Here is a 22,620-nt window from a genome sequence, read left to right on the forward strand (position 1 = left end):
ATGGGCTGTGTTTAAGCTACTTAGAAATCAACAGGGGGAATAAGGAACGTATGAAAGTATTGAAAGCATGGAATCAGATTGGTCTTGTAAAACAGATATTGATAGGCCTGGCTTTAGGGGTTGCACTGGCTGTTTTGATTCCAGAAGCAGCAAAATCATTGACCATCTTTGGTACTTTATTTGTAGGTGCACTAAAGGCAATTGCGCCTGTATTGGTGCTGTTTCTAGTAATGGCATCGGTCGCGCAGCACAGAAGCGGCCAGCCGACAAATATGAAAACAGTTGTTTTCCTCTACCTATTAGGAACATTTTTAGCCGGATTGATAGCTGTCATCGCCAGTTTCATCTTCCCGGTGAGCATAGCCCTTACTCAGGGTGCTGAGGATTTGTCGGCTCCTGGCAATGCAATTGAAGTGATTAAAGCTTTAGTATTGAATATTGTCGATAATCCAGTCAGTGCGCTTTACAACGCAAACTATATCGGCATTTTAGCTTGGGCGATTGTCCTTGGCCTAGCATTGAGAACGGCCTCTGATAACACAAAATTAGTAATCACGAATTTCTCGGATGCAATAGCCAAAATGGTTGGGTGGATCATCAAGTTTGCACCACTTGGCATCATGGGCCTAGTCATCGAGTCCATTACGACGAACGGGCTTGGATCATTGCTGAGCTACGGCAAATTGCTTGTCCTTCTAATCGGCTGTATGCTTTTTGTGGCTCTTGTGGTCAATCCGCTTATCGTATTTATAAATATCCGCCAGAACCCGTATCCACTTGTCTTTAAGTGCTTAAGAGAAAGCGGCATTACGGCTTTCTTCACGCGCAGTTCTGCAGCCAATATTCCTGTAAACATGACTTTATGTGAAAAGCTGGGATTGGACAAAGACACTTATTCTGTATCAATTCCACTGGGAGCCACCATCAATATGGCAGGGGCCGCAGTTACGATCACTGTTTTGACGCTCGCTGCTGTGCACACGCTTGGCATCCAAGTGGACATCCCTACAGCCATTATCCTGAGCGTTTTGGCAGCAGTTTGTGCATGCGGCGCTTCCGGTGTTGCTGGCGGTTCGCTTTTGCTGATTCCTTTAGCCTGCAGTCTATTCGGCATTCCTGCTGATGTGGCTATGCAAGTAGTGGGTGTTGGTTTCGTTATAGGCGTGCTGCAGGATTCTTTTGAAACATCGCTCAACTCTTCAACAGACGTCCTTTTCACAGCGACAGCTGAATACAAGAAGCGCTTGAAGGAAGGCGAAAAAGTGAATTTCAAAGAAATATTTGCCATCAGCAAACCTTCCGAAGATTTAGTGAAGAGTTGAATTGTTGAATCATCGCAATGAATCACTCAATGTCAGCCTAAATCTTAAAGTGAACCAGTAAACATAGATAGGTATAAAGCATCATTTTGGGCGGCTTGATTTCCGGATTTTTTCGGAATGAAAGCAGCCTATTTTTTTGCGTTCTTTTAAGGGGGCAGTGATGATTCTAGTTGGAAAAAGTTACACGAAGAGATACCGCGACGCCTACCAGAATAACGCTTGCTCTGACTAAGTGAAGCAGTTGAGGGAGGCTTTTGAAGCACCTACCTTCTGGATGGAAGTATTCCATAGAAGCTCTATTGATTAAAAGTGACTCCGATAAATCCGGCAAGTGCCTGAAAAATGTAGTTATGAAAGGTCAATTTCTGAATTCTCACCGCTCTGAAGGTCACGAAGAAGAGAAAAACCAAAATAAAAATCAAACGCAAAAAGGCGATGATGCCGGAATCGAAAACACCGACCAAAACAGCTCCGAAACCAAAACAGCTCCGAAACCAAAATTGCTGCCCCAGGCAAGGACACAAAAAAGTATTGCATAAGTAAACCATAAGTTATTTTTCAAGATAAGGATGCCTGCCTTTTTGACAACTGAAAAGAAAAAAGAAAGAGGGAGACTCTTTCTCTAAGTGATGATAGTTATAAAAAGTATCTCCGAAAATAGGTTTGGCTGTCGCAATGGTTCGTTTATCACGTCTATGTTTAGGATATGCGCCAGCTCCACGACGCAGTTTTTCAAATGGAAAAGCCGATGTCTTCCATTTTGTTATAGGTCTTTTTACCAACTTTTCATGGTTATAAATAACTGCATTCACTACCTGCTCTTTACGTTCAAATACCCCTATGCTAAGTTGCTGTAGAGGGAGTTTAAAAGCCGGTAACAAAGGGAAAATTGAAGAGGTGTTATTTATTCCGAAAATTCGGATTTTTGGGATAAAAATAAAAATTTTCTAGGAAGGCTATTTTTACTTGCGATTAAAAAAGAAAGGAGGCATAGCTTATGCATTTGTTGCCCCGTGAAATTGACAAACTGATGATCGTAGTAGCAGCAGATTTGGCGAAGAGGAGAAGAGAGAGAGGGTTGAAACTCAATCATCCAGAAGCAGTTGCCATCATCACTTACGAAATAGTGGAAGGAGCACGGGATGGAAAGACGGTCGCAGAACTGATGGAATATGGCGCGACGATTTTAACGGCAGAAGACGTCATGGAGGGGATTCCTGCAATGATTAAAGACATTCAAGTTGAGGCCACATTTCCTGATGGCACAAAACTCGTGACCGTCCACAGCCCGATCCGTTAAATTGATCAAAGGAGGCATCTACTAATGGAGCCAGGACAATATGTATTAAAGGATGAAGATATCATCTGCAACGAAGGCAGGGAAGTATCTACGGTTTCCGTCATCAATACAGGTGACCGGCCCGTTCAGATTGGGTCGCATTTTCATTTTTACGAAGTGAATATTGCGCTTCAATTCAATAGGGAAGAAGCTTATGGAAAACGTTTGAATATTCCTGCGGGAGCGGCAGTCCGATTCGAACCTGGAGATGAAAAAGAAGTACAACTCATTCAGTTTGTTGGAGAACGCCGAGTATATGGTTTCAATAACAAGGTCGATGGACCACTGGAAAGCAGGGATGGATCATGAGTTTTAGAATGTCCAGAAAGCAATATGCAGAAATGTTCGGCCCTACAACAGGCGATGCGGTTCGGCTTGCAGATACCAACCTATTCATTCAAGTGGAGAAAGACTTTACGACTTATGGAGAAGAAATGGTGTTTGGTGGAGGAAAAGTCATCCGCGACGGAATGGGACAGCACCCCCTTGCCTCGCGAGAAGATGGAGTGGCTGACCTGGTCATCACGAACGTCATCATTTTCGACTATACCGGAATCGTAAAAGCGGATCTTGCCATAAGGGACGGAAAGATATTTGGAATCGGCAAAAGCGGCAATCCGCTCATTATGGATAATGTTGATATTATAGTTGGGACAGCGACAGAAGTAATCGCAGGTGAAGGGCTGATCGTAACAGCAGGAGCCATTGATACACATGTCCATTTTGTCAATCCGGAACAGGTTCAAGTCGCTCTTTCAGCAGGTACGACCACACTGATCGGTGGCGGAACCGGTCCTGGAGCAGGATCGAAAGCCACAACCGTAACTCCCGGCGAATGGAATATCCATCGCATGCTCGAAGCAGCTGAAGGCTTGCCGATCAATATCGGATTCACAGGCAAAGGGCATGCCGCAACTACTGCACCTTTAGTGGAGCAAGTAAAAGCTGGAGTCATCGGCTTGAAAGTCCATGAGGATTGGGGCGCAACTGGCTCTTCTCTGGACCATGCACTGAGTGTAGCTGATGAATACGATGTCCAGGTGGCCCTCCATGCCGACACCTTGAATGAGAGCGGATTTATGGAACAGACCATGGCTGCGGTAAAAGATCGCGTTCTCCATATGTACCACACAGAAGGAGCAGGCGGTGGACACGCACCCGATTTGATCAAATCAGCAGGCTATCACAATATATTGCCGTCTTCAACCAACCCCACCCTCCCCTACACTGTCAATACAGTTGATGAGCATCTGGATATGGTGATGGTCTGCCATCACTTGAACCCTTCAGTACCGGAAGATATCGCTTTTGCCGATTCACGAATACGCCGTGAAACGATTGCTGCGGAAGATATCCTGCATGATATGGGTGTATTCAGCATGGTCAGCTCCGATGCCCAAGCAATGGGGCGCGTCGGAGAAGTTGTCATCCGGACATGGCAAGTAGCCGATAAAATGAAAATGCAGCGCGGCATCATGGAAGGCGACAGCGAAAATGCAGACAATAACCGGGCAAAGCGCTATATTGCAAAATACACGATAAATCCGGCCATTACCCATGGCATATCAAACCATGTAGGCTCGATAGAAGTGGGCAAAATGGCGGACCTGGTTTTATGGAATCCGGCGTTCTTTGGAGTGAAACCGGAAATGGTTCTAAAAAACGGATTGGCGGTCGTCGGTTTGATGGGAGATGCCAATGCGTCCATCCCTACTCCGCAGCCTTATATTTCACGTCCGATGTATGCCCAGTACGGCAAAGCGCTATCAAGAAGTTCGGCTACGTTTATTTCCCAAGCAGCGTTTGATGAGGGGGTCCATGAGAAGCTGGGACTTCAAAAAATCATCCTGCCCGTCGGAGGAATCCGTACGCTGTCCAAAAAAGACATGAAACTGAATTCGGAAACACCTGATATCACTGTGGATCCACAAACATACGAAGTAAAAATAAACGGAGAGCTGCTGACCTGCGACCCTGTAGATAAGGTGCCGATGGGACAGCGATATTTCCTATTCTGAGGTGAACTGAATTGATCATTGAAAAAGTAGTAGTGAATGTAGAAGACATGGATAAAGACGAGATCGATAAACGCCACATTGAAAAAGTCTATTTGGAGAGCGCGTATTTGGTCAAACGGATTCAGCGTGTCAAGACCGATCATGGTAACGAACTCGGAATCCGCTTAAAAGAAGCGCGCGATCTGGTTGCGGGCGATGTGCTGTTTATGGACGACAAAAATATGATTGTGGTAGATGTCCTGTCTGATGATTTGATCGTCATCAGTCCGCGTACCATAGAAGAAATGGGCACCATTGCCCATCAGCTTGGAAACCGCCACCTGCCCGCTCAGTTTGAAGGCGATGACATGCTCGTACAGTACGATTATCTGGTGGTGGAGCTGCTGCAGGGAATGGGCATCCCATTTAGAAGGGAAGACCGTAAAGTGAAAAGAGCATTTCGCCATATCGGCCATAGCCATGAATAGGAATCTGCTGTCCCTGTTTCAACTATGCGACTCCGGCTTGCCGACGGGAGCATTCAGTCATTCATTCGGTTTGGAAAGCTATATACAAGCGGATACGGTTAAAAACCAAAGTACGTTCTTTGACTGGCTGAAAGTCTATGTGCACAATCAATTGATCTACACAGACGGTTTGGTTTGCCGTATGGTATACGATGCCCTTGAACAGCAAGATATTCAGCAAATATGGAAATGGGACCGAATGTTGATGGTCCAGAACTTACCAAGGGAAACTCGGGAAGGTACGCAAATGATCGGTGACCGTTTGCTGAAAATCGCGCAATCTCTATATGATTTCCCAGTTCTTGCGCTCTATCGGGAACGTATCAAAAATAAACAGGCATTTGCCCATCCTTCGATCGTTTTTACCATGATTGCACATGGGCTTGGGGTCTCAAAAGAAGATACAGTTCTGTATTATCTGTATTCCGCTTCGTCCAGCCTTGTTCAAAACGCGGTCAGGGCAATCCCCTTAGGCCAGACGGCTGGAGTAATGATTACGCATGAATTTCATCCAGAACTACAATCGGCAATGGAGAAAATCATGCAGTTGCAAGAAACGGATTTTGGAATTGCTTCACCTGGGCTGGAACTTTCCCAAATGCAGCATGAACGTGTCCATATCCGTATTTTCATGTCATAACAATGAATTTTATAAGGAAAAGGAAGTGTTTTGAATGGGACCGATAAAAATTGGTGTCGGCGGGCCGGTAGGAGCAGGAAAAACAATGCTCGTCGAGAAAATAACCCGCACATTGGAACATGAAATTGATATGGCCGTCATCACCAATGACATATACACAAAAGAAGATGCTAAGTTCCTGATGGAAAATGGCGTACTTGCCGAAGACCGCATCATTGGAGTCGAAACGGGAGGATGCCCGCATACGGCAATTCGTGAAGACGCGTCTATGAACTTTGCAGCAATCGACGAATTAGTGGAACGGCATCCGGCAGTGGAATTGATTTTTGTTGAAAGTGGCGGGGACAACCTTGCCGCAACTTTCAGTCCTGAACTCGTCGATTTTTCAATATACATCATTGACGTGGCACAAGGTGAAAAAATACCACGTAAAGGCGGACAAGGAATGATCAAATCCGATTTGTTCGTCATAAATAAAACTGATCTTGCACCTTATGTAGGTGCCCGATTGGATGTTATGGCTTCGGACACGAAAGTATTCCGAGGCGATAAACCATTCGTATTCACCAACCTGAAAACCGAAGAAGGACTCGATGAAGTCATAGATTGGATGAAGACCCACGTTCTGTTAAAAGGGCTGGAATAATATGCCACAATGGACAGGCGAACTCTTGCTGGATTTAGAGGAAAGAAAAGGAAAGACGGTTGCAAAGAATGTATTTTTCCAAGGCGCATTCAAAGTGATGCGGCCAATCTATCATGACGATTCAGGAAAAGTCTGCTATTACTTGTTGAATCCTGGCGGTGGTTATTTAGACGGAGACCGCTACCGGATGAAAGTGACAGCCAATGCAGGTGCTAAAGTAACGCTGACTACCCAATCTGCTACAAAAGTGTACAAGACGCCGAAAGGGCATGCTTATCAAGAAACGGACATCGTATTGGAAAAGGGCAGCTATTTGGAATTTCTTCCTGATCCCTTAATTGCATATGAGAATGCACGTTACCGGCAAAAAAATACCATCCGAATGGAACCTGGATCTGTTTTTCTTTACACCGATATTTTAACGCCTGGATGGTCACCAAGCGGTAAGAAATTCACTTATCATACTGTTCAATTGATCAATGAAATTTATGTTGGTGGAGATCTTGTTGTATTTGACCACATCAAACTTTCCCCGGGGCAACAGGATATCTCGGGCTTAGGACTTATGGAAGGTTACAGCCATATCGGGTCGATGATCGTCGTCGGCGAACAAACCAATAGCTCCCTGCTCAATGAGCTGTATGAAGCAATCATCTCGCAGGGAGCCGATGTGAAATTCGGCTTATCGGAACTGGTCATTCCTGGCTTGAGCATTCGAATACTGTCCAACTCAACGCAAGTGATCGAAAAAATCATTTTTGAATGCCGTCGCTTAATACACGAACGGTGGTTCGGCATAACCCCTAACTCATTAAGAAAGTATTGAACCATTGAAAAAATCCATCAGTTTAGAAAGCTGATGGATTTTTTATCGGATATGGGGGAAGTGATGGTATTCTTTCGTAAAAGTGGGTTACTTACTTTATACTGAGGGGAAATCATTGGAACGGAAAATGCTGAAGGAGGTCTGGAAAATGTATGAAGAAGACAAAAAAGAACCAGTTCTGAAAGACTTTGAAGTGACACCAGTATTCGAAGACCGGATTTACGAAAGGTATGCTTTTACTTTTAATGTGGAAGACCATATATTTAAAGGACATTTTCATGAAAACCAAATCCAGTGGCTTCATCCTCATCCGAAGCAATTGATTGAAGAGGAAAAAGTGGATGCGATAGAATCTGTTATCCATAAGTTGATGGTGGAATATGGTATTTCAAGCGATTCGAAAGAATTGGAAGTAAAGCCGGTGTTCGAGGACAAAGCTTATAAACGCCATCAATTCACTTTGAAAGTACAAGGTGAACAGTACAAAGGATTTGTCCACGAAAGTGAAATTCAATGGTTCCATCCACAGCCAAAACAAAAATTGGAAGAAGAGCAAGTGCAGGCAATCGAAGCGGAAATTCATGAGAAGTTAGCGGATTTTCAAAAAGAGGAAGATAATTAAAAGAAAGTCCTGCGTAACTGCAGGACTTTCTTTTAATTATCTTCAATTTTTTTGTCCCATTCTTCAATATTCCACAAAACACCGAATCCATGATGTCCAAGCGTGCGTGTGCTGATTCCTGACACGTTGTCATTGACGCCGTATAAAGCTTGTAGGTAAACAAGGAAATTATAAGGCGGATCAGCTGTCAGTTCTTTCTGAAACTGGTGGTAATGAGCCATTCTTTCATCCTGGTTTGCCGTTGTTCTGGCTTTCTCCAGCAAGTCGTCGACCGTGTCATTCTGGTATGAACCGAAATTGTATTGTCCGTCGCCTATCTCATTGCTGTGGAAGAGGCGGTACGTATGGTCATCGGGATCAAATTCACTGCCCCAGCCAATGATCAACGCTTCTTCAGCATCATAATCGATGGCATTCTGATCAACCGGTTTTGGTTTGGCAACTATGCCAAACGGTTTGAGCTGTTCAGAGACAACAGTGGCAAGTGATGTGCGTACAGTGTCCTGGATAGGGGCAACCAGCTCGAATTCAAACCGTAGCCCGTCTTTTGTAAGTACACCATCTTTGCCTTTAACCCATCCGGCTTCTGCCAAAAGCTGCTGGGCTTTTGGGGGATCATAGGCATAACCCGCGGAATCGGCAGTGCCAGCCCATGATTTCTGCAATGGACCGTAGGCGGCTTCGCCTTTCCCCGCCAAAATTCCTTTCACCAATTCTTCTCGATTTACCGCATAACTCATCGCTTGCCGCACCCGTTTATCCTCGAAGAGAGGCATATCAAAATTATAGAGGATGGCACGATAATCGGCCGTCGGGATTTCATGTACCGAATAGGAATCGGTTCGCTTCGTGCTGTTCAGTTGGGAAGGCTCGATGGCAGCCAAATCGATTTCCCCCGTTTTTAATTGGAGGACCCGTGTGTTTGCATCAGGGACAGCTGTAAATACAACTTCATCCAATTTTGGGGTAGGGCCATAATACGTTTCATTCCGTTCCAAAGTGATGGTGTGGTCGGAATCCCAATTCTTTAGTTTAAAAGGTCCGTTGCCGATGGGATGCTGGTTGAATTCCGCTGTATTGAGATTTTCTCCATTTAGTAAATGTTCAGGGATGATGCCGATTTTCAATTTATCCAGTAACGGAGGAAACGGACGGTATAAAGTCATTTTAATTTCATAATCACCCAATGCTTCCACTGATTTGATTTCATTGAACTCACCGGAAATGGGCGTATTTGTTTCGGGATTTTTGATTTGGTCATATGTGAATTTCACATCTTGTGCAGTTACGGGTTCTCCATCCTGCCAAGTCGCATCTTGCCGAAGTTTAAAAATGTAAGTTAACTGGTCATCTGAAATTTCCCAGTTCTCTGCCAAGTCAGGAATGGCTTGATTTTCTGCGTTGGTTTTTGTTAACCCGCGAAACAGGAGGGAATCAATTTCCTGGCTTCCGTCAAGTACAGGATTCACTTTCTCAATTTCTGAAGACATGCCATAAACCAGTTGTTTGGTCTGCATGGACTCTGATGAAGCACTGTTGTCCTGGCTGCACGCGGAAAGTGTGAGCAAACCAGCTAAAAGTATATATTTCCAAGTTTTTTTATTCATAAACGTCCACCTTTGCTAAGTTGTTTTCTATCTTCTTGCGGGCTTCAAATCCTGGTATGCAAGATAAAAGCTTTTTCGTATAAGGGTGTGTGGTCAGCAGGATGTCACTTGCATCTGCTTCCTCTGCAATAGACCCTTTTTCCATTACATAAATTCGGTGGGAAATGGCAAGGGCTACTTGGATATCATGAGTTATGAATAAAATAGCTAACTTGTCATTTCTATTGAAAGATTGGATCAGTGAAATAAGTTTTGCTTGTGCACTCATATCCAGGTTGGCGAAAGGTTCATCCAACACGATCAATTCCGGCTGCATGATCAATGCTCGTGCCAATGCAGCACGTTGCCTCATGCCGCCGGATAATTGATGGGGGTACAATTTTCCGTCTGAAGCAGACAAGCCGACTTGTTGGAGTATGTTTTGTACATGTTCTTCTTTTCCATGTTTTTCTTCTTTCAGGTAATCCAGTCCTTCTCCGACGATTTTCTCAACGGTCCAGCGCTGGTTAAAGGAGGAAAGAGGATCTTGATGCACCCATTGAATCCCTCTTCGGAAATTCTGTTTCCCAAGCCAGCTGACAGTTCCGCTCGTACAGGTTTCCAATTGGAGAATAAGCCGGGATAAAGTACTTTTGCCGCCACCGCTTTCTCCGATAAGTCCTACAATTTCTCCATGCTTTATATGGAGAGAGACATCTGCGACGGCAAGTATGATTTCTTCTTTAAACCAATTTTTCTTTCTATATTTTTTCGATGCATTTTCAACTTTCAGAACGAGGTTATCACCAATGTGTTTTGTTTTTATGCCAGTACGGGAAAGCGAGTGATAGTCGCTCAGCAATTGCCTGGCTTGAGGGGATTGGGGGGCTGTTAAAATTTTTTGTGTCGAAGCATGTTCCACGATTTTTCCGTTGCTCATCACAATCACTTCATCAGCGAGTTCTGAAACAACTCCAAGATCGTGGGAGATGAATAAAACGGAACTTCCCGATTTTTGTTTCCAGGACAGGATCAGCCCAATTATTTCGGCTTGAGTCTGCAGATCCAGCGCAGTGGTCGGTTCGTCTGCAATCAATAACGAAGGGTTCAATGCTATAGCGAGCGCTAACTGAACACGTTGCCTCATACCGCCTGAAAGCTCATGAGGATAAGCACGGAAAACTTCTTCGGCATTGTCCATTTTCATTTGCTGAAGAAGATCCAATGTGTGTGCTTTAGCTGCATTCTTGGAAAGGAAAGAATGGGCGGCCAGCAATTCCAGGAAATGGCTGCCAATTGTTTGAATGGGGTCAAATGTCTCCCAGGTATCTTGGAAAACAATGCCGATATGCTTCCCCAGATACTGCCTTTTCTGTTTATTGGTCATGGAAAAAACAGGTTTTCCAGAGAACTCGACGGAGCCCGACAAAACAGCTATTCCATCCGGCAGCAAATTGATGAGTGCCCTGACAGTCAAACTTTTTCCGGATCCGCTTTCCCCGATGATCGCTGTGATAGTGTTTCTTCGAACAAAAAACGAGAGCTTGGATACGATCGGCTGTTGCTGTTTAACCAGTGTCAAATCGTCGACTTCAAGAAGAAATCCAGTCATTTTTATTCTCCTTTCTGAACTGGGGCGCAGCCAGATGGCTCTGTAACTTTTCTCCAAAAAAGTTGATGGCCAGAATGGTGTACATAATGCACAAGGCAGGAGATACGGCCAGCCACCAGGCTCCTGAAAGCAAATGGCTTTGGGCGCCCATCAGCATATTTCCCCATGAGGGCTGTTGAGGAGGGATGCCAATGCCTAAAAAGCTGAGTGTAGCTTCTGCCAGAATGGCATGGCTGATGCCACTGATGGCAAGGACAATGATGGTTGGCATACACTGTGGCAGCATATGCCGGCGCAGCAATTGAAGAGTAGAAGCACCAACGACTGCTGAAGCCTGAATAAATACATCTTTTTTAATGGCCATCAGTTCGGTACGAATCAACCGTGCAACAGGCATCCAACTGGTCATGCCAATAACCAAAATCACCGTCAGAATACTTGGTGAAAATACCAGTTGCAGCCCAATCATCAATAGCAGGGAAGGGATGCTTAAAAGTGCATCCAGAAAGCGCATCATCAGCCGATCAATCCCGCCGCCTGCCAAACCACTAAGGGCCCCATACAATACCCCCACTGCAAGGGAAGCGAACATGGATGCCGCGCCGATAGCCATGGAGACGCGTCCTCCGTATAAGAGGCGTGAAAATACATCTCTCCCCAATTCATCCGTTCCAAGCCAATGGGAGGAGCTCGGGGGCTGCAGTACACGGTTCATTTGAATGGCAAGAGGGTCATGATTTGACAAAAAAGGAGCGAAGAGAATGGCAGCAATAAACAAAACGAATGAAAAGAGGGCGAAAATCAACAAATGGTTTCTTTTTATGTCCATTATTCCCCCTCCTTGATCATTTGATTGCGCAGCCGTGGATCAATCCAGGCACATAGAAGGTCGACAAATAAATTAACAAGGATGACAAATGCCATACTTAACATGATTATGGCCAACAAGACGGGGTAATCATGTGCAAGGGCGGATTTCAGTGCAAGCCGGCCAAGTCCCGGCCAGGAAAAAATGGTTTCCACCACAACTGAACTGGCCAGTGCAACAGCGAGCGAAACACCGGCATAAGACAGCAACGGAATGGAAGCGTTGGGAAGCAAATGATTTTTGACTATTTTCCATTCCGAAAACCCGCGCGCTTTTAAAGCAAAGATGAATCCGGAGTCTTGTGTGATGATCATATGATTGCGTAGAAGCCGAATGTAATAGCCGGCATGGGATAAAGCGAGGACGAGCGAAGGGAGCAGAATGTAACGAAGTTGTCCGTCGCCCATTCCGGATGTAGGCAACATGCCGAGATGGACGGAGAAAAAGATCATGAGCATCAATGCGAACCAGAAAGGGGGGATGGACAGGAAGATGAAGCTGATGACAGTCACTGCATGATCATATAATGAGCCCTGTTTTAAAGCAGTGGAAACACCGAAAAATATAGCCAGTAAAAGTATAAGGAACTGAGAAGCAAGCAATAACAGAAATGTCGGCTGCAATGATTGGGCAACCACCGTTGCAGCATCGATTCCAGAAACAGTGGAATGTCCCCATTCCCCCTGGAATACTTGGCCGATCCATTTGATATATTGAATAGGCAAGGCTTCATTCAGTCCCAGATTTTCCGAAATGCGAAGCCGTTCCGCTTCATTTAATTTCTGCAACTGATCTCCGTACATTGCTGCAGCTGGATCACCCGGAAGGATGCGGATAAATGCAAAACAAAGCATGCTGCCAATACTCAAAACAAAAAGTGATTCAACAATTCGCTGAAAAAAGATACGTATCATTTATTCCCTGCTTTCCATATATAAATAGCACCATTCCTCATTTTAGCATATTGGTGACCACTATTAAATGTTGAGGGCTAAAGAACTTCTCGTCACCATGAAGAGGATTTCTGACCCATGATTTTTTATAGAGAAATGATTTATATCAAGAGAAAAACGTGAATAGCTGGGGTATCCTTATTTCACTTAAGACATCCAAAATAGTTCTGGGCAAGGACCGTAAAATCAATTTGAAAAGGACCTCGTGCAAGCATATTGCACCGCCTCTTTTTGTGGACAGCCAAAAAGAAAATAGTAGTGTACACTTACGTTAGAAAAGATTGGATTTGAAATGGTTTTTAATGAAGCAAGATGTTATTTTTTCTCGAGAAAGGGTGCTGAATGATGGAGTTTGAAACAGTGATGCAGGAACTAGAAGCCTTAGGAAAAGAACGCACGAAAAAAATATATGTATCCAATGGCGCGGTTGAACCCGTTTTCGGCGTAGCTACAGGTGCCATGAAACCGATGGCCAAGCAAATAAAAAAAGATCAGCCATTAGCTGAACAGCTGTATGCAACCGGTAATTACGATGCGATGTATTTTGCGGGTGTCATCGCAGATCCAAAAGCGATGACCGCAGCAGATTTCGACCGCTGGATCGATGGCGCATATTTTTACATGCTGTCGGATTATGTGGTGGCGGTGACCCTTTCCGAATCGGATCTAGCACAGGAAGTAGCGGATAATTGGATTGCGAGCGGTGATGAGTTGAAGATGTCTGCCGGCTGGAGCTGTTACTGCTGGCTATTGGGGAACCGGAAGGACCATGAGTTTTCTGACAGCAAAATTTCCTCCATGCTCGATAAAGTGAAAAATACGATACACGATTCACCTGAACGTGCGAAATCTGCCATGAATAATTTTCTCCATACGGTGGGGATTTCCTATGTGCCGCTGACTGAGAAAGCGATTGAAGTTTCCAAAGAAGTCGGTGTAGTAGAAGTGAAGCGGGACAATAAAAAACCTAGCTTCCTGAACGCCTATGAAAGCATTCAAAAAGATGTGGAAAAAGGGCGAGTAGGATTCAAACGAAGATATGTCAGATGTTAATAGAAGAGGGCCAGTCCACAATGGACCGGCCCTCTTTCGAAATACCAACATTTTAGAGCAGCGCGAAGGAAGGCAATCACGGAAGATTTTTTATTCCTCACGAAGATTCTTCGATGCATATCCTATATACAAAAAGACGAATCCGGTAACTAATGTAGCGACGGCAAAAAGTAAGCCGAAAAAGCTCACCCCAATTCCAGCTTTTACAATAGGAGCAATGATTCCAAGGAAAATAGCATAGACTAAAACAGGCAGCAAAAATGTGGTGATGTAGCCGGAATGGATCCACCGGTGGCGCTTATTTCCGGCAAATTTGCTGACAGAAAAACTTAGCAGTGCAATATAGCTGGCTAAAATTAAAATCACACCAAGACCTCCAGTTCATCGAGATGAATAGTAATCAGCATGAAGAAATAAAGTAGAAAAGCAAATGCTGAGAAATACATTCTTTTTATTAAATCATATGCCCATATTCAATAACCTATCAGAGATTTAACAGAGCTGTTGGTATATCTATTTCGTCAACAATAGGAATATACCTGCTTGTATACTCATATGTTAAAAGTGGAAAGAGATTACAACGGAGCTATATAATGGATCAGGGGTGCCAGAATGAGGAAGTTACAGGGATGGTTGGTCGGCTGTTTTTTGCTGGCAACAACTTTATGTGTTTTTGGGCAAGGAATGGCTTATTTTTTCAATGAATATTTCATGCCCATCGCGCCAATTTATTATCTGACGGGAATAACGATTATCGGTATATCCCTATATGCAGTGACTGCGATTTTGATTTTTCTCTTGTTCAAAAAGAAGGAATTTGTTTCGGACAACAAGGAAATCTATTTGATGGTACTATCAATCATTGCTCCAAGTGCTTCTCTCTGGGCATTTTTTGTGACGGCCATGTGGTGGGGATAAGAAAAGCTGTTGCCGAACAGAGATCCGTTTGGAAACTATCATTTTTATTTTTGCAGCATCCATGCGAAAGAGTATGAGTTAGACGATTATTATTATATAAAGAGCCCAGCCCGTGTTATAATAAAGAACTTAGGGCAATTACTGCTATTGTCCAATGTGAACGGATGCCAAAAGCCTCCGCTTAGCGAAAGAATATGGAGGTGTAACAAAATGAATAAACGATGGAACTTTAAGGAAATCAAAGCATTTGTCGAGAAAAATTCGGACAGTAAATTATTATCGACGGAATACCACGGTTTTTCTCAAAAGCTGCTGTTTAAATGTGCATGCGGCAATAACTTCGAAAAGACATTCACGAAATTCAATACGAAAAATCAGCGTAAATGTGACGTGTGCCAGCCGCCAAAAGCGCCGCGTGGCGAGTAAGATATGAACGAAGCCCCAATTTCTGAACCCAGAAATCGGGGCTTTTTTAGTTGGCTATTATAAAAACTTTTTGTCTGTTAAGAGTAGATCGTGTTAAATAGAGAGAAATGGATTGACTTGTTTTCAAGTGGGTGCTATATTTTATTTAATTAGAGATAACAAGAGTCTGTAATATCTTTGTAAGCGAAAAGGAGGGCCATTATGAAATATTCAAACGCTACGAACTACGCCCTGCATACCATGGTGTATTTAATCCACTTGCCCCAAGACAGTACGATAGGGGTTCAGGAACTGGCGGAATTTCAAAAGCTGTCACCGACTTATCTGTCGAAAATCTTGACCAAGCTAACTAAAGCTGGACTGATTGAATCCACACCGGGTGCCAAAGGCGGATACAAAATCTCTAAATCTCCAGATGAAATTTCATTTCTGGATGTCATTACAGCTATTGAAGGGGACACCAATTTGTTTAATTGCTCTATCCATCGGCACGAAGGCTGTCTGATTGAAGAAGTCATGAGGCAGTCTGAAGAACATATGAAAGAAGAGCTTCGGAATCGGCTGCTGATCGATATTGTGAAAAAGATGGAAAAGGTGAGCAAGGCAAAAGAAAGCAACAATTAAAAATTTCAGGAAGAAGATGATGACATGATACTGGATTGTGCTGTAATTGGCGGCGGGCCAGCGGGGTTGAATGCTTCACTGGTTCTCGGAAGAGCAAGAAGAAAGATCATCTTGTTTGATGACAATAAGCCACGTAATGCAGTGACTTCAGAAGCACATGGGTTCATAACGCGCGACGGGATAGACCCGCAGGAGCTGAAACGGATTGCCCAAGACGAGCTGGATCAGTATCCGGACATCAAAATTGAAAAACAGCGGGTCTTGAATGTAAGGAAAGAACAGCAGCTGTTCCATATCGAAACAGAAAGCGGAGATTTCTACAAAGCTCGAAAAATCATTATAGCAACCGGCTTCAAAGAAATTCTCCCGAACATCGACCGGTTGGAGGAGTTTTACGGGAGCAGTTTGTTCAGTTGCCCTTTCTGCGACGGATGGGAGCTTAGAGATCAGCCATTAGCAGTTATTGCAGAAATCCCAGGCGCATTTCATATGGCCAAAGTAGCTTCCAATTGGACGGATGATTTAATTGTCTGTACAAACGGCAATCCGATCTTTTCAACAGATGAAAAAGAGATTTTAGAAAAGAACAGCATCCAGGTCAATGAGAAAAAAATCCGCTCATTGATTGGGACAAGCGGTAAGTTGGAGGCAATTGAGTTTATTGGCGGCGAGCGTCTCTTCCGTACAGGCGGATTTGTAGCGTCACAGCGGATACAGGCCTCTGCTATTGGGTCATCACTCGGCTGTGCGTTGAACGAGCGGGGCGGAGTGGAAGCCGATCGTTTCGGGCGGACCAATATAGAGGGAGTCTTTGCCTGCGGAGATACGGTCATGGACGGTCCGTCGCAATTGATCATCGCAGCTGCAGAAGGCAGTATGGCTGGGATTGCCGTGAATGGAGAGTTGTTGGAGGAAAGATTTGCATAAGTAAAAGTAGGCTATATAAGTTGAACTAAGGATATATTTTAGCCGATACTCCGCAAAACAGCTTCGCTTTCGGGCCCGCAGGATGCGGGTCATGCAGGTGGCGCGACAGGACGTCGCGATGCCAGCTGCCAAGGGCTCCCGCCCAATCCTCCTCGTCCGCTGCGCTCCCTGCGGTGTATCGGTCGAATCGCTAAGCCGCAGGAGTCTTCGCTGTTTTGCTCCATATCTCTGAGAGTTCTCCGGCGCCGGTGCAGCTCAGGACGAGGTGTGGCACTAAGGTGAGTAGTCTTCTCAGCTTATCGTGTGAATCAAAGTGTGCCAGAAGAATTCGGTCCACCTTAGCGACAGAGCTTATAGTAAACCAAAAGCATTTACCAGCAAATCAAAAGGAGATCAGAAAATGACTAATGAACACGTTAAATCCCACGGGACAGCTCATCAGCACGGAAAAGTTTCTTACTTGGAGAGCGCAAAAAGAAAAGCCGAATTTTCACCGGAGCAATTGTTGAATAGGATTCCATTAAAGAGCACCGATCATATTTTAGATTTTGGGGCGGGCACGGGCTATTTTACGATTCCTGCTGCGAAAAGAGTGGATGGCCAAGTGTTTGCCCTCGATATCGATCCGGATATGCTGGAGATGATCAGCCAAAAAGCAGCTGAGGAAGAGCTCGCCAACATCGTTCCAATCCAGGGGGGCAACAAAGGAATTCCGGTACCTGATGCATCGATCGATGTGGTGATCGCATCCTTGGTATTGCATGAAATCCATCCGTTGGCGGCGACTTTGACACAGCTTAAAGATGTACTTAAAAACGATGGTTATGTAGTCGTCATCGAATTGGAGCCGAAAGGGCAGTCAGCACATAAAGCTCCGAGAATTTCTTTAGTTGGTATGGAACAGGAGCTAGAGCGTGCAGGACTGCATATGACAGAAAAGTTCTTTCCAGCTGAATCTTTGTATGTTTTGATTGCACAAAAACAAGCGCTTTGAAATGAACCCTTTATTTATCTTAATTAGAGATAACATATATCTTTAAAGTATCTGATTGGGACGTGAAAATCTACAGTTGAAGTTTACAAGAAAAGGGCAGCTTCTATTTCTGCCCTTTTTTATTGTGTATAAGAATAATCTTTTCCTCATAGACTAGAGCTGTGAATAAACGATTGAGACTCTCGTATGGATAGAAAATTACATTCGAAAAAAGCAAATATTGCAAGCCAGGCAGAAGAACAAATGGTACTATTTAGGGAGAATAATCTCTTGCGGTGATCTGCCGGAAATAACTGCAGGACATTATAAAACATTTAGAGAAACGGGAGATGTGCCATGAAGCTGAAAATATGGGCAGCAGTATTGGTCATGGCAATAGGAGTAATCGGGTTTCTGATTTTGAGGGCCACTGTCTTTTGTGAAGACTGCGGACCTCAGGAATCCGAAAGAGTAGAGGATGCAGTAAATGCTATTTATGACTTGGAGGTTTCTCTGAATGAGACAAACGAATTTCAGATAGCGGCTTCCATCGACGTTACGAACTATTCATCGGACACTTGGGATGATATCGGTTTTTACTTGGTTCCTAATGCAATGAATTCGGAAGAAACGCCCTTATATCAAGATGAAGATCTATGGCTGGAAATAACTGCGGTGACTGTTGACGGGGAAGAATCGGATTATAACTTGGACAATAATGAATTATTGGTGGAGTTGGATACAGATCTCGAACCGACATCCAATGTGACTATTCAAGTGGAGTATTCAATGATTTTGCCGCAAAACGGTATGCGGTTGTCTCAAGTAGACAACAACTTTTATTTGGCTCATTGGTATCCGATGCTCGGCCATTACCAAAATGGATGGGATATTGAAGACTATGACTCAAAAGGCGAGTCCTACGATACGGATTATGGGGACTATACCGTAAGCTATGACTTGCCCGAAGACTATTTGGTCGCCAGTTCAGCAGATGACGGAGAAATCACGCCCGCTTCGACCGGCACTGTGCAAGGTGACAACATAAAAGACTTTTACTGGGCCATCATGGATCCCGGCGAATGGGAATTTGAAACCGTAGCAGCGAATGAGACAAACCTGCGGGTGTTTACGCCGCTTTCAGCGAATATGCTGAAGGAGACATCCGCACTGGCAGTGGATGCCTATGTGTATTTTGAAGAACATATCGGCGATAATCCATTTGGCGAGCTGGACATCATCGGGAACGACGGCTACATGGAATACCCGAATATTATCGAAGTGGCAGCGGACGAAGAATCCCAGGAGTCCGTACTTGTGCATGAAATCGCCCATCAATGGTTTTACTTCCTGGTGACGAATGATCCGTACGAGGAAGCTTGGCTGGATGAGGGGCTGACGGAATTCACAAGTTCGCTTTTCCTAAGCGACTATTATGATGACGATGAATACGGATTCTGGAGCGCGCAAATGGCTCAAGAGTACTACCCGCCAGAAACCTACGTGAATCTGCCGCTCGATAAATTCAAAGAGGAAGCCTATTACTCCACCATCTATGGCAAGGTTCCGATGCTGCTGAAGGACTATTTTGACAGTATGAATGGAACTGAGACAGCTCTCGAATTTTTATCAGCCTATTACGCAGAATATCAATTCGAGCAAGTGGACACAGAAGAGTTCAAAGTATTTTTTGAAGATTATTTTGAAGAGGACCAAAGTGAGTTTCTGGATAGCTGGTTGAAATGAAATAGTAGGTAAAAGGAGAAGCTGCACTTGTGCTTCTCCTTTTTTTATTTTTTCGAAAAAAAACCAGTCCGCTTGCGAAAAATTCGGAGCCAGTATTAATGTGGACCATACAAGTACCAGCCCTGCTAGAGATGACACTTAAACTCTACATCTAAAGTCTTAGTTCTAAGCACCCCTCAGGCCGATTATTTCTAAGTTAAAACCGGTTATGCTTGTATGATCAAAGACTTAACTAGCCAGTAGGAGGTACCGTATGCAATCTACACAAAAATTGGTTTCATTATCCATCATTCTGTTGCTGGCTCTTTTGGTTGGCTCGGCGTTATTTATGAACTCATTAGAAAAAAATCCATGGGTCCATGATAAGTTGGTCGAAATGTTCCAAAACGATCCCAAAGTGCAACTGGAAATGAGCAGAGGAGAAGCTACAGTTTCAGCTGATCAATTTGCGTCTGAGGCGCTTCTGTTTGCCGAAGAGGTTCTGAGGTATCCTTTTTATATGATTGTCTTCGCCATATTCTTCAGCTTGTTCGGTTTGGTGATGATGTCGACTTTTCCATCAATTGCGGCCGTATTCTTCGCGCTGGCTGGTCTCTTGTCGCTATTCACTTTGGTTCCAGCCGTACTCTTATTTTTTGCCGCAAACAGGTTACTGAAGTCGGAGGGTGCTTTAAAAGCAATAAGCACCCGGAGCGCAATTTAATGGATTGGCACAATGAGCGAGAAGCAGCGTTGGGATGCGCTTCTTTTTTTTATGCAATTAAGTCTCCTGCAATCAGAACAGGAAGGAATTTTTGAAGAAATGGAAAATATAACCATATAGACAAAAAGCTGTATTAGGTGGGAGGAACAATATGCACAAACTGCTGATGTTGTTGTATGGGCTTTCCGCCATCCTTACTCTTGCTGCTTTTTATGGAATGAATGCGTTGAGTGAACCCGTAAAAAATGACGGCTTCGGAGGCGGCAATGGCAATCCGACTTTGGTCATTCCTTTTTTTCTGATGCCATTCATCCTGTATTTTTTGTATGGCACAATCGAATTGTCGATGCGGATTGCCAGCAAGTGGTTCACTGCGAGAAGTAGTTGGCTGGGGATTTTGATCAGCTCTGTTTATGTGGCCACCGTCTCTGCCTATACATTCAAAAAAGCCAACGATTTACGTACCTACATCGTCGAAACGAAAGACGCTTTCGACAATCCAGAAGATTTTTCCCTGTTCACTATCTTTTCCAATCACATTTTCTTTAATCCGCTGACTTTCCTCTTGGTGGTGATGGCTTGTTTTCTCACAGGTTTGGTTTGGAGTTTGATAAGGGATAGACCGAAGAAAGAATGAAGTATTCATAGTGGCAGTTTCCGGGCTTTTAGGATTGACGGGCATGAAAACGATTGAAGAAAAACGCCGAAAGAATAGAGGAGATTAGCAACTATATATGTTAAAATTTAACTGTGTATATAAAGGAGTGGTCTAATATGTCCAATGAAGTGATCGGAATCATTGCATTAGTTTCTATTGCAATCTGGATAGCCGTTTCCAAAGAAGCGGCAAAACCAACGAAAGAGATCCAGTGGCCGAAGATGTTGACCTTGTTGTCTGCCGGGACCCTATCGGCATTCATCATCACCCTTTCGCTTTTTCAAAGCTTGCCGTTCTAGGATGGACTCGTTAATTTGAGTCTGTCTTTTTCTTTCTGTATTGCAGACGCCAAACATAAAAAACAGTCCAGGCGCTCAAAATAACCAATGAAGCAATAGGTTGATAAACGTAATCTGCAAAAATTAGAATAGAAAACCCGACAACCGCGGTGGGAATCATGATGTAAATCCACATTCTCACTTCTTTGTTCTTCCAACTCAATTCGAATTGATTTTTCACAGATTTTCTCCCCCTGTAAATAAGACTCTTTTGAAAATTTTTCTTATTAAGGCAGTACTCTTATCACCAGAGTATACAATAATTAGGCGAATTGGGAAATGATGAAGGCAGGTGAACGATGAGGGATCGCAGTGCAGTGGTATTGATAAAAGACAGTAAATTAGGTCTCATTAAACGAGTGAGAAATGGAAACACCTATTATGTTTTTCCAGGTGGTGGAATAGAAGATGGCGAAACCCCGGAAATTACAGCGAAAAGAGAAGTTTTGGAAGAAACCGAGCTTGATATAGAAATTCAGGAATGTTTTGAGAAGATCGAGTTTCATGAAACCCAGTATTTTTTTCTCGCCACAATAATAGACGGTGAGTTTGGTTCGGGGAATGGTGAAGAATTTAATGACGATAGCAGAAACAGGGGCACGTATTTACCTGTGTGGGCAGATATAAGCAAGTTAAACGCATTTGATATAAAACCAACGGAAGTAGCTAGAAAAATACAGGCTCTGTTCGGCTGCTGATATTTTAACGATGCACCATGATTATCCGGAAGATTTGGAGATGCTTCTCTCTCCTGTTGAAAGGGATTTTTCAGAAGCTGAACGTTAACTTGACGAACTTTAAATTCACAGTCCAAGTGGAAATAAAAGAATCAGAAAGGTTGGTAAATCATGTCTAACGAAACGAATTGTCCATTTTGTCATCCTGATAAAGATCCTGACCAAAAGATTGTATTGGAGAATAGGAGCTGCTATTTTCTGCAGCATGCGAAAGAACAGGGCGTGCTGGAGGGAAGTGGTGTGATTGTTCCAAAGCAGCATCGTCCCCTCACGTTTGATTTAACAAAAGAGGAGTGGAGCGATACATACGACTTGCTAAAGCTGGCCCGCGAATACTTGGACAACAAATTTTCACCGGATGGCTATACGCTGGGATGGAATGTAGGCGCGGCTTCAAATCAGTCGGTCAGCCACGCCCATTTTCATGTGATTCCCCGGTATAACGATGAGCCTTTGGCAGGGAAAGGCCTGCGCCATTGGCTGAAGCAGCCCGAAAATAGAAGGAATAAGGAGACGCTCTAAACAAATACAACTTAGACGGTCTATTCTTACAATGATCATCAAAGAAATTTCAAGGTA

At 43.9% G+C, this 22,620-nt stretch carries 29 protein-coding genes; 22 read left to right on the forward strand and 7 right to left on the reverse strand.

All coding sequences use genetic code 11. The annotated features are described in order from the left end of the window. The first annotated feature begins 50 nt into the window (after positions 1–50). Together sstT and AC1MEO_RS02055 are read left to right on the forward strand one after the other, a co-directional pair. On the forward strand, positions 51–1,322 hold the full coding sequence (gene sstT / locus AC1MEO_RS02050; RefSeq protein WP_480333963.1) for a serine/threonine transporter SstT: 1,272 nt from the start codon (positions 51–53) through the stop codon (positions 1,320–1,322). A 254-nt stretch (positions 1,323–1,576) separates the two neighbouring features. Further along, a complete protein-coding gene (locus AC1MEO_RS02055; protein ID WP_480333965.1) occupies positions 1,577–1,861 on the forward strand; it encodes a hypothetical protein in 285 nt (94 codons plus the stop codon). A gap of 12 nt (positions 1,862–1,873) precedes the next feature. Here the strand turns inward: AC1MEO_RS02055 and AC1MEO_RS02060 are convergent, their stop codons facing one another. Next, positions 1,874–2,134, reverse strand: coding sequence for a hypothetical protein (locus AC1MEO_RS02060; protein ID WP_480333967.1), 261 nt, complete (start codon positions 2,132–2,134; stop codon positions 1,874–1,876). A gap of 185 nt (positions 2,135–2,319) precedes the next feature. Here AC1MEO_RS02060 and AC1MEO_RS02065 point away from each other — a divergent pair, with 185 nt between their 5' ends. The 8 genes from AC1MEO_RS02065 (at position 2,320) to AC1MEO_RS02100 (ending at position 7,919) form a co-directional block, all read left to right on the forward strand. After that, the gene (locus AC1MEO_RS02065; RefSeq protein ID WP_480333969.1) at positions 2,320–2,622 is read left to right on the forward strand and encodes an urease subunit gamma; all 303 of its coding nucleotides are present in this window, start codon (positions 2,320–2,322) and stop codon (positions 2,620–2,622) included. 24 nt (positions 2,623–2,646) lie between these two features. Further along, positions 2,647–2,970, forward strand: a complete 324-nt coding sequence (locus AC1MEO_RS02070; protein WP_480333971.1) for an urease subunit beta — start codon at positions 2,647–2,649, stop codon at positions 2,968–2,970. Then, positions 2,967–4,679 carry an urease subunit alpha gene (ureC, locus tag AC1MEO_RS02075; protein ID WP_480333972.1) on the forward strand — a complete coding sequence of 571 codons (1,713 nt, stop codon included), beginning with the start codon at positions 2,967–2,969 and terminating at the stop codon, positions 4,677–4,679. Before AC1MEO_RS02070 ends, ureC begins: the two co-directional genes overlap by 4 nt. Positions 4,680–4,690: 11 nt before the next feature. Then, a complete protein-coding gene (ureE, locus tag AC1MEO_RS02080; protein WP_480333974.1) occupies positions 4,691–5,146 on the forward strand; it encodes an urease accessory protein UreE in 456 nt (151 codons plus the stop codon). Further along, the gene (locus AC1MEO_RS02085) at positions 5,139–5,825 is read left to right on the forward strand and encodes an urease accessory protein UreF (RefSeq protein WP_480333976.1); all 687 of its coding nucleotides are present in this window, start codon (positions 5,139–5,141) and stop codon (positions 5,823–5,825) included. Before ureE ends, AC1MEO_RS02085 begins: the two co-directional genes overlap by 8 nt. 34 nt (positions 5,826–5,859) lie before the next feature. Continuing rightward, positions 5,860–6,471 (forward strand): urease accessory protein UreG, encoded by a 612-nt coding sequence (gene ureG / locus AC1MEO_RS02090; protein WP_480333977.1) that lies wholly within the window; start codon positions 5,860–5,862, stop codon positions 6,469–6,471. Between the two features lies 1 nt (position 6,472). After that, a complete protein-coding gene (locus tag AC1MEO_RS02095) occupies positions 6,473–7,297 on the forward strand; it encodes an urease accessory protein UreD (RefSeq protein WP_480333978.1) in 825 nt (274 codons plus the stop codon). 148 nt (positions 7,298–7,445) lie between these two features. Then, positions 7,446–7,919 (forward strand): hypothetical protein, encoded by a 474-nt coding sequence (locus tag AC1MEO_RS02100; protein ID WP_480333979.1) that lies wholly within the window; start codon positions 7,446–7,448, stop codon positions 7,917–7,919. A 32-nt stretch (positions 7,920–7,951) separates the two neighbouring features. On the opposite strand, the gene AC1MEO_RS02105 is transcribed toward AC1MEO_RS02100, so the two are convergent. Genes AC1MEO_RS02105 through AC1MEO_RS02120 form a run of 4 tightly spaced genes read right to left on the reverse strand, consistent with a single transcriptional unit; the run spans position 7,952 to position 12,899 of the window. Continuing rightward, complete coding sequence (locus AC1MEO_RS02105) at positions 7,952–9,526, reverse strand: ABC transporter substrate-binding protein (protein WP_480333980.1); 1,575 nt, start codon at positions 9,524–9,526, stop codon at positions 7,952–7,954. Continuing rightward, entirely contained in the window at positions 9,519–11,117 is a 1,599-nt protein-coding gene (locus tag AC1MEO_RS02110) for an ATP-binding cassette domain-containing protein (protein ID WP_480333981.1), read from the reverse strand. The genes AC1MEO_RS02105 and AC1MEO_RS02110 overlap by 8 nt, the downstream gene beginning before the upstream one ends. Further along, positions 11,098–11,946: an ABC transporter permease gene (locus tag AC1MEO_RS02115; protein ID WP_480333983.1), complete on the reverse strand. Its 849-nt coding sequence runs from the start codon at positions 11,944–11,946 to the stop codon at positions 11,098–11,100. The genes AC1MEO_RS02110 and AC1MEO_RS02115 overlap by 20 nt, the downstream gene beginning before the upstream one ends. After that, positions 11,946–12,899, reverse strand: coding sequence for an ABC transporter permease (locus AC1MEO_RS02120; RefSeq protein WP_480333984.1), 954 nt, complete (start codon positions 12,897–12,899; stop codon positions 11,946–11,948). Before AC1MEO_RS02120 ends, AC1MEO_RS02115 begins: the two co-directional genes overlap by 1 nt. 384 nt (positions 12,900–13,283) lie before the next feature. Here AC1MEO_RS02120 and AC1MEO_RS02125 point away from each other — a divergent pair, with 384 nt between their 5' ends. Further along, positions 13,284–13,991 carry a DNA alkylation repair protein gene (locus AC1MEO_RS02125; RefSeq protein WP_480333985.1) on the forward strand — a complete coding sequence of 236 codons (708 nt, stop codon included), beginning with the start codon at positions 13,284–13,286 and terminating at the stop codon, positions 13,989–13,991. Between the two features lie 90 nt (positions 13,992–14,081). On the opposite strand, the gene AC1MEO_RS02130 is transcribed toward AC1MEO_RS02125, so the two are convergent. Then, complete coding sequence (locus AC1MEO_RS02130; protein ID WP_480333986.1) at positions 14,082–14,357, reverse strand: hypothetical protein; 276 nt, start codon at positions 14,355–14,357, stop codon at positions 14,082–14,084. Positions 14,358–14,603: 246 nt separating this feature from the next. On the opposite strand from AC1MEO_RS02130, the gene AC1MEO_RS02135 reads away from it, so the two are divergent. From AC1MEO_RS02135 to AC1MEO_RS02175, 9 genes are all read left to right on the forward strand, one after another. Further along, positions 14,604–14,909, forward strand: a complete 306-nt coding sequence (locus AC1MEO_RS02135; protein WP_480333987.1) for a hypothetical protein — start codon at positions 14,604–14,606, stop codon at positions 14,907–14,909. A gap of 210 nt (positions 14,910–15,119) precedes the next feature. Next, positions 15,120–15,335, forward strand: a complete 216-nt coding sequence (locus tag AC1MEO_RS02140; protein ID WP_480333988.1) for a hypothetical protein — start codon at positions 15,120–15,122, stop codon at positions 15,333–15,335. A 201-nt stretch (positions 15,336–15,536) separates the two neighbouring features. Continuing rightward, positions 15,537–15,959 (forward strand): RrF2 family transcriptional regulator, encoded by a 423-nt coding sequence (locus tag AC1MEO_RS02145; protein ID WP_480333989.1) that lies wholly within the window; start codon positions 15,537–15,539, stop codon positions 15,957–15,959. Positions 15,960–15,983: 24 nt separating this feature from the next. After that, positions 15,984–16,886, forward strand: a complete 903-nt coding sequence (locus AC1MEO_RS02150; protein ID WP_480333990.1) for an NAD(P)/FAD-dependent oxidoreductase — start codon at positions 15,984–15,986, stop codon at positions 16,884–16,886. Between the two features lie 400 nt (positions 16,887–17,286). Beyond that, a complete protein-coding gene (locus tag AC1MEO_RS02155) occupies positions 17,287–17,880 on the forward strand; it encodes a class I SAM-dependent methyltransferase (protein ID WP_480333992.1) in 594 nt (197 codons plus the stop codon). A 336-nt stretch (positions 17,881–18,216) separates the two neighbouring features. Further along, positions 18,217–19,605: a M1 family metallopeptidase gene (locus AC1MEO_RS02160; protein WP_480333993.1), complete on the forward strand. Its 1,389-nt coding sequence runs from the start codon at positions 18,217–18,219 to the stop codon at positions 19,603–19,605. A gap of 253 nt (positions 19,606–19,858) precedes the next feature. Beyond that, on the forward strand, positions 19,859–20,308 hold the full coding sequence (locus AC1MEO_RS02165; RefSeq protein ID WP_480333994.1) for a hypothetical protein: 450 nt from the start codon (positions 19,859–19,861) through the stop codon (positions 20,306–20,308). Between the two features lie 151 nt (positions 20,309–20,459). Continuing rightward, positions 20,460–20,945, forward strand: coding sequence for a hypothetical protein (locus tag AC1MEO_RS02170; protein ID WP_480333995.1), 486 nt, complete (start codon positions 20,460–20,462; stop codon positions 20,943–20,945). Between the two features lie 137 nt (positions 20,946–21,082). Then, positions 21,083–21,265 (forward strand): hypothetical protein, encoded by a 183-nt coding sequence (locus AC1MEO_RS02175; RefSeq protein ID WP_480333996.1) that lies wholly within the window; start codon positions 21,083–21,085, stop codon positions 21,263–21,265. 10 nt (positions 21,266–21,275) lie between these two features. Here the strand turns inward: AC1MEO_RS02175 and AC1MEO_RS02180 are convergent, their stop codons facing one another. Next, the gene (locus AC1MEO_RS02180) at positions 21,276–21,485 is read right to left on the reverse strand and encodes a hypothetical protein (RefSeq protein ID WP_480333997.1); all 210 of its coding nucleotides are present in this window, start codon (positions 21,483–21,485) and stop codon (positions 21,276–21,278) included. Between the two features lie 118 nt (positions 21,486–21,603). Between AC1MEO_RS02180 and AC1MEO_RS02185 the strand changes: the two genes are divergently transcribed. After that, positions 21,604–22,002 carry an NUDIX hydrolase gene (locus AC1MEO_RS02185; RefSeq protein ID WP_480333999.1) on the forward strand — a complete coding sequence of 133 codons (399 nt, stop codon included), beginning with the start codon at positions 21,604–21,606 and terminating at the stop codon, positions 22,000–22,002. 150 nt (positions 22,003–22,152) lie between these two features. Continuing rightward, entirely contained in the window at positions 22,153–22,563 is a 411-nt protein-coding gene (locus tag AC1MEO_RS02190; RefSeq protein WP_480334000.1) for an HIT family protein, read from the forward strand. Positions 22,564–22,620: the final 57 nt, after the last annotated feature.

It is taken from the genome of Planococcus sp. BI3, assembly GCF_056680115.1.

Bases quoted from the DNA above. Each gene is read 5' to 3' on its own strand.
- AC1MEO_RS02160 (WP_480333993.1), top strand. From the start codon at position 18,217: ATGAAGCTGAAAATATGGGCAGCAGTATTGGTCATGGCAATAGGAGTA.
- AC1MEO_RS02155 (WP_480333992.1), top strand. From the start codon at position 17,287: ATGACTAATGAACACGTTAAATCCCACGGGACAGCTCATCAGCACGGA.
- AC1MEO_RS02065 (WP_480333969.1), top strand. From the start codon at position 2,320: ATGCATTTGTTGCCCCGTGAAATTGACAAACTGATGATCGTAGTAGCA.
- AC1MEO_RS02185 (WP_480333999.1), top strand. From the start codon at position 21,604: ATGAGGGATCGCAGTGCAGTGGTATTGATAAAAGACAGTAAATTAGGT.
- AC1MEO_RS02145 (WP_480333989.1), top strand. From the start codon at position 15,537: ATGAAATATTCAAACGCTACGAACTACGCCCTGCATACCATGGTGTAT.
- AC1MEO_RS02175 (WP_480333996.1), top strand. From the start codon at position 21,083: ATGTCCAATGAAGTGATCGGAATCATTGCATTAGTTTCTATTGCAATC.
- AC1MEO_RS02085 (WP_480333976.1), top strand. From the start codon at position 5,139: ATGAATAGGAATCTGCTGTCCCTGTTTCAACTATGCGACTCCGGCTTG.
- ureC (WP_480333972.1), top strand. From the start codon at position 2,967: ATGAGTTTTAGAATGTCCAGAAAGCAATATGCAGAAATGTTCGGCCCT.
- AC1MEO_RS02100 (WP_480333979.1), top strand. From the start codon at position 7,446: ATGTATGAAGAAGACAAAAAAGAACCAGTTCTGAAAGACTTTGAAGTG.
- AC1MEO_RS02165 (WP_480333994.1), top strand. From the start codon at position 19,859: ATGCAATCTACACAAAAATTGGTTTCATTATCCATCATTCTGTTGCTG.
- sstT (WP_480333963.1), top strand. From the start codon at position 51: ATGAAAGTATTGAAAGCATGGAATCAGATTGGTCTTGTAAAACAGATA.
- AC1MEO_RS02070 (WP_480333971.1), top strand. From the start codon at position 2,647: ATGGAGCCAGGACAATATGTATTAAAGGATGAAGATATCATCTGCAAC.
- AC1MEO_RS02105 (WP_480333980.1), bottom strand. From the start codon at position 9,526: ATGAATAAAAAAACTTGGAAATATATACTTTTAGCTGGTTTGCTCACA.
- AC1MEO_RS02170 (WP_480333995.1), top strand. From the start codon at position 20,460: ATGCACAAACTGCTGATGTTGTTGTATGGGCTTTCCGCCATCCTTACT.
- AC1MEO_RS02110 (WP_480333981.1), bottom strand. From the start codon at position 11,117: ATGACTGGATTTCTTCTTGAAGTCGACGATTTGACACTGGTTAAACAG.
- AC1MEO_RS02115 (WP_480333983.1), bottom strand. From the start codon at position 11,946: ATGGACATAAAAAGAAACCATTTGTTGATTTTCGCCCTCTTTTCATTC.
- AC1MEO_RS02095 (WP_480333978.1), top strand. From the start codon at position 6,473: ATGCCACAATGGACAGGCGAACTCTTGCTGGATTTAGAGGAAAGAAAA.
- AC1MEO_RS02190 (WP_480334000.1), top strand. From the start codon at position 22,153: ATGTCTAACGAAACGAATTGTCCATTTTGTCATCCTGATAAAGATCCT.
- AC1MEO_RS02140 (WP_480333988.1), top strand. From the start codon at position 15,120: ATGAATAAACGATGGAACTTTAAGGAAATCAAAGCATTTGTCGAGAAA.
- AC1MEO_RS02125 (WP_480333985.1), top strand. From the start codon at position 13,284: ATGGAGTTTGAAACAGTGATGCAGGAACTAGAAGCCTTAGGAAAAGAA.
- AC1MEO_RS02120 (WP_480333984.1), bottom strand. From the start codon at position 12,899: ATGATACGTATCTTTTTTCAGCGAATTGTTGAATCACTTTTTGTTTTG.
- AC1MEO_RS02135 (WP_480333987.1), top strand. From the start codon at position 14,604: ATGAGGAAGTTACAGGGATGGTTGGTCGGCTGTTTTTTGCTGGCAACA.
- AC1MEO_RS02150 (WP_480333990.1), top strand. From the start codon at position 15,984: ATGATACTGGATTGTGCTGTAATTGGCGGCGGGCCAGCGGGGTTGAAT.
- ureG (WP_480333977.1), top strand. From the start codon at position 5,860: ATGGGACCGATAAAAATTGGTGTCGGCGGGCCGGTAGGAGCAGGAAAA.